The sequence below is a fragment of the Pseudomonas edaphica genome (assembly GCF_005863185.1).
Classification (GTDB): domain Bacteria; phylum Pseudomonadota; class Gammaproteobacteria; order Pseudomonadales; family Pseudomonadaceae; genus Aquipseudomonas; species Aquipseudomonas edaphica.
This window is the reverse complement of sequence record NZ_VBVZ01000362.1, coordinates 1-6,418: the sequence shown is the minus strand read 5'-3', so window position 1 is coordinate 6,418 and position 6,418 is coordinate 1. Positions and strand designations below refer to the sequence as shown.

At 60.2% G+C, this 6,418-nt stretch carries 6 protein-coding genes; all 6 read left to right on the top strand.

The features are described 5' to 3' along the window. Nucleotides 1–245 precede the first annotated feature (245 nt). The 6 genes from FEM54_RS21505 to FEM54_RS21480 all read left to right on the top strand — a co-directional run bounded on the left by FEM54_RS21505 (nt 246) and on the right by FEM54_RS21480 (nt 6,308). The gene (locus FEM54_RS21505) at nt 246–1,064 is read left to right on the top strand and encodes a response regulator (RefSeq protein WP_017135184.1); all 819 of its coding nucleotides are present in this window, start codon (nt 246–248) and stop codon (nt 1,062–1,064) included. A gap of 199 nt (nt 1,065–1,263) precedes the next feature. Then, nucleotides 1,264–1,899, top strand: a complete 636-nt coding sequence (locus FEM54_RS21500; RefSeq protein ID WP_138452892.1) for a response regulator — start codon at nt 1,264–1,266, stop codon at nt 1,897–1,899. Between the two features lie 90 nt (nt 1,900–1,989). Beyond that, nucleotides 1,990–2,460, top strand: coding sequence for a nuclear transport factor 2 family protein (locus FEM54_RS21495; protein ID WP_010212931.1), 471 nt, complete (start codon nt 1,990–1,992; stop codon nt 2,458–2,460). A 37-nt stretch (nt 2,461–2,497) separates the two neighbouring features. Continuing rightward, on the top strand, nt 2,498–2,773 hold the full coding sequence (locus FEM54_RS21490; protein WP_017135182.1) for a GIY-YIG nuclease family protein: 276 nt from the start codon (nt 2,498–2,500) through the stop codon (nt 2,771–2,773). A 75-nt stretch (nt 2,774–2,848) separates the two neighbouring features. Further along, nucleotides 2,849–3,784: a glutathione S-transferase family protein gene (locus tag FEM54_RS21485; protein WP_017135181.1), complete on the top strand. Its 936-nt coding sequence runs from the start codon at nt 2,849–2,851 to the stop codon at nt 3,782–3,784. Nucleotides 3,785–3,893: 109 nt separating this feature from the next. Beyond that, entirely contained in the window at nt 3,894–6,308 is a 2,415-nt protein-coding gene (locus tag FEM54_RS21480; protein ID WP_138452890.1) for a TonB-dependent siderophore receptor, read from the top strand. Nucleotides 6,309–6,418: the final 110 nt, after the last annotated feature.

The following is a 6,418-nucleotide window of genomic DNA, read 5'->3' as shown; positions in this document are numbered from 1 at the left end:
ATTTAGCGAGGGGGGGCGAGCAGGGGAAATACAACTAATACGACATTGGCAGGGCGGTGTGAAGGCGATGATTCAGGGGGATTTTCGTAGTTGTTGTATGGGCTTTGGTTAACTCGAAAGGTTATTTGTTTTTGGCCGATAGCATTCAGAAGAATGCGTCGACCATTGCTGCATGATAGGCCTCAAGAGCTATTGCATCAGTGCTGCGGATTGCTGCTGGATCAATAGTTGCGATAGAGGTACTGATGGGTTCGCTGGTAGGTTCAACAGCAGGAGCGAGCCACAACCTGAAGCCGCCAACCCTTCCCCCGTTTCATTGGCGGCAGTTGAGTGTGCTGGTTGTGGATGATCATTCTGCCTACCGCCTGTTGTTGGGTGGTTTGTTGCAGAAACTGGGGCTGGGGCACGAGACGGCCGCCGACGGCTACCTCGGGCTGGTGGCCTTTACCACCCGACCCTTCGACCTGGTAATCAGCGATTGCCAGATGCCCTTCATGGACGGTTACAGCATGGCCCGCGCCATTCGCCAGCATGAGTGCGATACCGGGATGAGGCGAGTGCCGATCATTGCCTTGACCGCTAACCTGCAAAATGACAGTCCCAAGCGTTGCCGCGATGCCGGCATGGATGCCTGGTTGCTCAAACCCTTGACCCTTGAACAATTGCATGCGGTGTTGGTGCGCTGGTTGCCTGGCGTGGATGATCGGTATGTCGAACAGGCGGCCATTGTACCGCTCGCCGGCTGGCCAACGCGTGCCACGCTGGTCGCGACGTTTGGCAGCGAGCCTGTCGTCGATCAATTGTTGGAAACCCTGCTGTTCGAGGCGTGGGAGGACCATCGTTTGTTACGCCATGCCTGTGCGACGTTGAACGCATCATTGACAGCTGAACGCCTCCATCGCTTGGTGGGCAGCCTGGTGTTTTTGGGCGGCACCGGACTTGAACCCATGGCGGTGAGGCTGATTGAGCAGGTCCGGTCCCAGGGCGTTGCTGCGCACAAGGTGCAATTGGAGTTGTTCCTGGCTCGGTTGTACGTCTATCTCGAGTACCTGTCCGATGTCTGAGGAGTGGTGTTTTCACTGAGCGTTTGCAATCCGACGATCTAGTTTTGGCTGTAGGTTTTTTCCTGTTGTTATGTAGGCAAAAAAATGTGAACGAGTGAACATTGGGGTTGGCTGTAAGCGGCTGTTTGTTAGCGGTTGTTGATGAGCGCCGGCGGGGGTATTTTGCGCGGATTCAAGTTGCCATCATTCGTGGGAATTTATGCTTCGAGTAATTATTGCTGACGATCACCCCATTGTTCCTATCGGGCAGAAAGTCGTGATTGAGGCGCATGGCCGCTGCAAAGTGGTCGCGGAGGCCGATGGACCCGATCAATTGCTCGACGTGTTAAGTACGACGCCGTGCGACTTGCTCATCACCGACTTCGCCATGCCCGGCGGTCAGCAGGCCGATGGCTACGGGCTGTTGAGCCTGCTGCACCGCCAGTATCCGAAGTTGCCGGTGATTCTGGTGACCATGTTCGCCAGCGTCGCCACCCTGCGCGCTTCCTTCGCCCATGGTGCCAAGGCAGTGGTGGCTAAAAGTGCTTCGGCCAAGGAGCTGCCCCTGGCGATCAAGGCCGTGTGTGCCGGCCAGACGTTCGCCAGTGAATCCCTGCGGGTGCAAATGGTCGAGGCGGGTACGGGCGATCAGTCCCAGGAGCCGCAATTATCCGGCAAGGAGCGCGAGGTGGTGCGCATGCTGGCCAGCGGCATGACCGTCAGCGAGATCGCGGCACAGGTCAATCGCAGTATTTCCACGATCAGCAAGCAGAAAAGCACGGCCATGCAACGGCTGAGTATTTCCACCGATGTTGACCTGTTCGCCTATGCTCGCAGTGTTGGGATGGTGCCGTAGGCTCATCATTTGCGTGGCGAATGTCAGTAGCCAGCGCAGCGTGGGCAGCTTATCGTGCGGCTATTCTTTCGACGCCTGCGGAGCCTGCCCATGAGTGATGCCCATAACGCCCTGATCACCGAGTTCTACAGTGCTTTCCAGCGCCTGGACGCCGAAGCCATGGCCGCCTGCTACACCGACGACGTGGTGTTCAGCGACCCGGCCTTTGGTGAGTTGCGCGGGCGCGACGCCGGGGACATGTGGCGCATGCTCACCACGCGGGCCAAGGATTTCTCCCTGACCTTCGACCATGTGCGCAGTGATGACAGCACGGGCAGTGCGCATTGGGTGGCGACCTACCTGTTCAGCGCCACGGGCAATACGGTGGTCAACGATATCGGTGCGCGGTTTGTGTTTCGCGATGGCAAAATCTGCGAGCACCACGACCACTTCGACCTGTGGCGTTGGTCGCGCCAGGCGCTGGGCTTGAAGGGCTTGTTGCTGGGCTGGTCGCCGGCATTGAAGAACGCCGTGCGTGCCCAGGCGCTTAAAGGCTTGAAGGCATTTCAGGCCGGTCGTTGATAAGATTGGCGTTCTTTTGGTTTGCAGCAATCGTCCCGTGACTGAACTTCCTGAACCCAAACCCTGGTTCGTCTACCTGGTGCGTGCCGCCAATGGTTCGCTGTATTGCGGCATCAGCAATGACCCGGTGCGCCGCTTTGCCTCCCACCAGAGCGGCAAGGGCGCACGGTTTTTTCTGTCCAGCCCGGCCGTGGCGCTGGTGTACACCGAGCAGTGTGCTTCCAAGGGAGAGGCGCTGCGTCAGGAGCGGCTGATCAAAAAACTCAAGAAAAGCGCCAAGGAATGCCTGGCGGCGAGTGGCTCATTGATTTGATTGATAGGTTCTCATCGTCCCCACGCACGGTTTTGCAGGCTAAGCTGGCGGCTCACCTATCGAGCGGAGCCTGGCATGTCTGAGTTGATCCTGCACCATTACCCGCAATCGCCCTTTGCTGAAAAAGCCCGCCTGTTGCTGGGCTTCAAGGGCTTGTCCTGGCGCTCGGTGCGTATCGCGCCGGTGATGCCCAAACCTGACCTGATGCCGCTGACCGGTGGCTATCGCAAGACCCCGGTGCTGCAGGTCGGCGCCGATATATACTGTGACACGGCTTTGATCGCCCGCCGTTTGGAGCAGGAAAAGTCCGCGCCGGCACTGTTTCCCCAAGGCTTGGAACTGGTGACCCAAGGTTTCGCTGCCTGGGCGGATTCGGTGGTGTTCTCCCATGCCGTGGCGCTGGTGTTCCAGCCGGAATCCCTGGCGGTGAAATTTGCCAAGGTGCCGCCGGAAATGATCCAGGTGCTGGTGGCCGACCGCGCCAAATTGTTCAGTGGTGGCACGGCAGTTCGCGTGCAATTGGAGCAGGCAAAGCACCAATGGCCGGCGATTGTCAGCCGTATTGAGCAACAACTGCAGCACCAGGCCGGCGACTTCCTGTTTGGTGAAGCCTCGATCGCTGACTTTGCCCTGGCCCACCCGTTGTGGTTCCTCAAAGGTTCATCGGTGACGGCGCCGTTGGTCGATGCCTACCCGGCAGTGGCTGCCTGGCTGGACCGCGTATTGGGCTTTGGGCATGGCACTTTCAGCGAGATGAGTGCCGAGCAAGCCCTGGAAGTGGCGCGAAATACCGCGCCTGCGGCTTTGCCGAATGAGCTGTTCGAGGATTTGAACGGCTTCAAGCCCGGCCAGCAGGTGACCATTGCGGCCACTGACTACGGCACCGACCCGGTGGCGGGTGAACTGCTGTTCGCTGGCCGTGAAGAGCTGATCCTGCGCCGTACCGACGAGCGTGCTGGCACTGTGCATGTGCACTTCCCACGCATGGGCTTTCGCATTCAGGCGCAATAAATAAAAATATTTGCAAACAAAGGTGAGGTAAATCGCCCGCCCATCCGTGTAGTGTTTGAAACTGCGAGCTATTCGCATTAACAGCGTTTTCTACACGGGTTCTCACAGCATGAAGTCGACGGCGGGCGGTTGGGTAAAACAGTGGCTGGGAGCCTCGGTATTGGCGGCATCAGGCCTGGCGTTGCTGCCTCTGGCGATTGCGCAGGCGCAGGAGCAACAAAGCGCCCAGTTCAATTTTGCCCTGGCAGCCAAGCCGCTGCCCCAGGCGCTGAGCGATTTCAGCCGGGTCACCGGCATCAGTGTGATCTACACCGACGAAGCGCCCTATGGTCTCAATGCCCCGGCGATCAGCGGGCAGATGAGTGCCACCCAGGCCCTGCAACGGCTGCTCGGCAACTCAGGCTTTACCTTCCGCCAGATCGACGCCCGCACTCTGGCGCTTGAGCCTGTGCCCACCGATGGCGCAGTCAACCTGGGCGCCACCACCATCAGCGGCGCGAGCCAAGCCCAGGACACCACCAGCTATCAGCCACCGCCCACCAGCTCGGTGATGCGCTCCCACGGCCTGCTGCTGGAAACCCCTCAAACCGTCAACGTCGTGCCGGCCCAAGTGCTGCGTGACCAACAGCCGCGCAACCTGGATGACGCCCTGGGCAATATCAGTGGCATCACCCAGGCCAACACCCTCGGCAGCACCCAGGACGCGGTGATGCTGCGCGGTTTTGGTGACAACCGTAACGGCTCGATCATGAAGGACGGCATGCCCGTGGTGCAGGGCCGGGCGCTGAACGCCACCGCCGAGCGCGTCGAAGTGCTCAAAGGCCCGTCGTCTTTGCTGTATGGCATCCAGGACCCGGGCGGCGTGGTCAATATCGTCAGCAAGAAGCCCGAGCTGGTGCAGTCCACCTCGTTGACCGCGCGCGGCTCGACCTTTGGTGATGGCAAGAACGGCAGCGGCGGCAACCTCGACACCACCGGCCCGATTGGTGACAGCGGCCTGGCCTATCGCCTGATCGTCGACCACGAAGACGAAGATTACTGGCGCAACTTCGGCACCCACCGCGAAACGTTGGTGGCGCCGTCGCTGGCCTGGTACGGCGACACCACCAAAGTGGTGTTCGCCTATGAGCACCGCGAATTCCTCTCGCCGTTCGACCGTGGCACCGCCATCGACCCCAAGACCAACCACCCGTTGAACATCCCCGCGACCCGTCGGCTGGATGAGCCGTTCAACAATATGCAAGGCCGCTCCGACCTGTATCGCCTGGAAGTCGACCACGACTTGAACGACGACTGGAAAGCGCACTTCGGCTACAGCTGGAACCGCGAGACCTACGACGCCAGCCAGGTGCGCGTAGTCAAGGTCAACACCAACGGCACCCTGACCCGCAGCATGGACGGCACCCAGGGTGCGCTGACCACCGACCGCTTCGCCACCACCAGCCTGGAAGGCAAGGTCAATGTCGGCGGCATGCAGCACGACCTGGTGTTCGGGCTCGACGACGAGTACCGCAAGATCTACCGCGCCGACCTGATTCGCCAGGCGCCGCGTGGTGTCTTCAACTATAACGATCCGGTGTACGGCAACGAAGTCGCGGGCACCAAAGTCAGCGCGCCGGACAGCAACCAGACCGACCTGCTGCGCAGCGACTCGCTGTTCTTCCAGGACGCCATCCACCTCAATGACCAGTGGATTCTGGTCGGCGGTGCGCGCTACCAGATGTACGACCAATACGCCGGCAAAGGCGTGCCGTTCACCGCCAACACCGATGGCAACGGCCAGAAGTGGGTGCCGCGTGCCGGCCTGGTGTATCGCTACACCGATCAATTGTCGTTCTATGGCAGCTACACCGAGTCGTTCAAACCCAACTCCACCATCGCGCCGTTGGCGAACAAAAGCGTATTGGATGGCAGCCTGGAACCGGAGCAGTCCAAAGCCTGGGAGCTGGGCACCAAACTCGACATACCGGGGCGTATAACCGCCAGTGCGGCGCTGTTCAATATCGAAAAACGCAACGTGCTGGTGCAGGTCGGCGACGGTTTGGCAGCGGTCTACAGCGTGGCGGGCAAGGTGCGTTCCCGTGGCCTTGAGCTGGACGCCAGCGGCCAGTTGACCGACAACTGGAGCCTGATCGGCAGCTATGCCTACACCGATGCCGAGGTGACTGAAGACCCGACGCTTAAGGGCAATCGCCTGCAAAACGTGGCGAAAAACACCGCTTCGTTGTCGGCCGTGTACGACTTCGGCAGCATCTTGGGTGGTGACCAGCTGCGTGTGGGCGCTGGTGCCCGTTACGTGGGCGAGCGGGCCGGGGACGCGGCCAACAGCTTCGAACTGCCGAGCTACACCGTGGCCGATGCGTTTGCCAGCTACGACACCAAAATCGACGGGCAGAAGGTCAAGTTCCAGCTCAATGTGAAGAACCTGTTTGATCGCACCTACTACACCTCGTCGGTGAACACGCAGTTCGTGTCCATCGGCGATGCGCGGCAGGTGTCGGTTTCCAGCACGCTGCAGTTTTAAGGCAAGCGACCTCTTGTGGCGAGGGAGCTTGCTCCCGCTGGGTTGCGAAGCAGCCCCGCTCTTTGCCTTAAGAGCATGGGACTGCTACGCAGTCCCACGGGAGCAAGCCC